This is a genomic window from Parageobacillus caldoxylosilyticus NBRC 107762 (assembly GCF_000632715.1).
Lineage (GTDB): Bacteria > Bacillota > Bacilli > Bacillales > Anoxybacillaceae > Saccharococcus > Saccharococcus caldoxylosilyticus.
Genome location: NZ_BAWO01000110.1, coordinates 1 through 2,449, shown reverse-complemented (window position 1 = coordinate 2,449; position 2,449 = coordinate 1). Strand labels below are relative to the sequence as shown.

Genomic DNA, 2,449 nt, shown 5'->3' with positions numbered 1-2,449 from the left:
AGATATTGGCTAATATAATCATTTATATACAAAGCAATTACATAATCTAAAAGTAATTCTCAATCTATACCTACAATTTGACTGCGACGCTCAAGTAATACCACATCACGCCATACCCCATTTAATTTTCCTATACGCTGTCTTATACCAACTTCACGAAACCCAACACTTTGATGTAAACGTAAACTTGGTATGTTTTCCGGGAAAATCCCCGCAGTTAATGTCCAAAATCCTTTTTCCTCGGATTCTTTGATCATGGCTTGTAGAAGTTGTTTCCCAACTCCTTTTCCTCGGCTCACATCTCGAACATACACACTCACTTCTCCTACTCCTTCATACACGCAGCGATCCGATACTTTACTGATCTTACACCAGCCTTGAATGACTCTTTCATCTTCAGCGACTAAACATAAATTTGCGGCAATGGTCGATTCCCATTTCTCGAACGATGGTACTGTCGTTTCAAACGTTGCTTGTCCTGTCGCAATTCCTTGCTCGTAAATTTCCTTTACTTGCAGCCAATCCTCTTTGCGAAAGCTGCGAATGTTCATATGAAAAATCCCAATCCCTCCTTATTTTTATACAGAAAAGGCACTAGGAATCACCCTAATGCCTTTTCCATGTCACATTAGCAACACTCACGATCAGATGTAAATGGGTAACATCCACGTTTCATAGTGGCTTTGTCTGCATCATCTTGACTTTCTTTTACTTCTACAATTTGAATATCACAGCAACCTTGCTTTTCTTTGGAATTGCCAAATATCATTTTCAATTATTTCCGGGGGAGTCCAGTGTTGCTCTTTCCATGCCAAATGAATGTTCTCGATCTCCGAAGCCCGTTCACTAAGTCTGATTAACATAAACATTTTAAAGATCGTTGAATTTCTCAATCAAATGAGAAATAATTAAAAATTTCAACATCAAACAAATAAAAAACCACTTTCATATACAAGTGATTTCTCATTTACATGTTTAAGCTCATTTGCGAAATGAAGCCCAGCCTTCGTTTATCTGAGGAGCTTTGAAACTACTTATTGAACTGCTAGTCCTTCTTCACAGAATAATTCTTTTGCAATAAAATCTCTTACAATAGGATATTTCTCAATTAATTCGTCTGCTTTATAGTTATTTTCAATTAATTTGCATGCTTCGGTACATAACCACAATTTCATACTCTGCGATTCAAAATTAATAACGTCTTTATCCGAATTTTTTTGTGCAACCATTTCAGTTAAAAATTTGAGTATATTTTTTTCTCGAAATGCTTGTTGATCTCTTTTTTCAAATTCAGATTTCCCCAAAGTTTTATATTGCTTTTTTCTTAAAATTTTATTAGTAGCTTCAAAAATAATTTCTTTATATATTAAATCTTCAATTTCATAATCAATTCGTCCATTTTCAAAACCATCTAACCTTTTAACATAGATTGGACGTAATTCAATGTTTCCCCTATTCCGACTATTTAATCTATTATATATTTCTTTCCCCTTCTGATCATGATCCAACAAACAAACAATTATAGGTTTGAAATCTAAATCCTCACAGAAATTAGAAAGAAACTCCAGATACCCCATAAAATTGTCTGCTCCTCCAGCTACTAATATATTTGGGGGTTCAATATCAAACCAATTCGCAAGGGATAGCAGATAGCTTTTGTCAGTATCTCCCTCAACCAAAATATTGAATGGGGTAATTTGCCATCCATCATTTCTTTGGATTCCCAAATGTTTTTTTATCTTCTCAATTTTTTCATATCCTGAAACTGGTAGTATCTTTGTATTCACCTTAATAAACTGTCTCCCAGGTCTTCTAGCATACTCTTTAACTTCATGATCAGCATCAAATAAGAAAGTATTATCCAAGTTATTTAAATCAATAAAATGTGATGAATGAGTTGTTACAAAAATATTTTGTTCTAAAGACATTTCCTTAAGTTGTTTAAATACTTCCCTTTGTAAAGAAGGTTGAAGAAAGACTTCTGGCTCATCTAATGCCCATATCACTTGTTGAGAAGAATTCTTTGAAATGTACTTAATTAAAGCTAATAATAAAAGTCTTTGTATCCCACTTCCTTTGGTATCAAGCGGTCGATCATTTGAATCAAATAAGGTATATGTCACTAAATTAGAAATAGCCTCTCTTAAATATTCAAATTCAGGGAACATAACCTTAACTTTCCAATTACTTGTGTTAACTCCATCAATTGAATGAGTAAATTGATGAAACTCATCTGTTATTCCTCGTTCAATATCTTGAACTGCCTCTTTCGATTTATCAATGAATTCGTTCAACAATCTAAGAGGCTCAGTTTGTCTTCTTCTTAAACGATCAAGACCAGGTAAAATTTCGTCATTAAAATAATTAGATATAAGTTTTGGTAAATTTATATTACTAGACTGTATATAAACAAACTTAAAATTACTCATAAATGATTTAATATACCCGT

The 2,449-nt window shown here is 33.1% G+C and carries 2 protein-coding genes; both read right to left on the bottom strand.

Features of this window, described 5'->3' with window-relative positions:
- Nucleotides 1–59: 59 nt before the first annotated feature.
- Complete coding sequence (locus GCA01S_RS18815) at nucleotides 60–551, bottom strand: GNAT family N-acetyltransferase (protein ID WP_042412519.1); 492 nt, start codon at nucleotides 549–551, stop codon at nucleotides 60–62.
- Nucleotides 552–1,034: 483 nt separating this feature from the next.
- On the bottom strand, nucleotides 1,035–2,449 hold a 1,415-nt coding region (locus tag GCA01S_RS18810; protein ID WP_042412515.1), incomplete at its 5' end, for an ATP-dependent nuclease.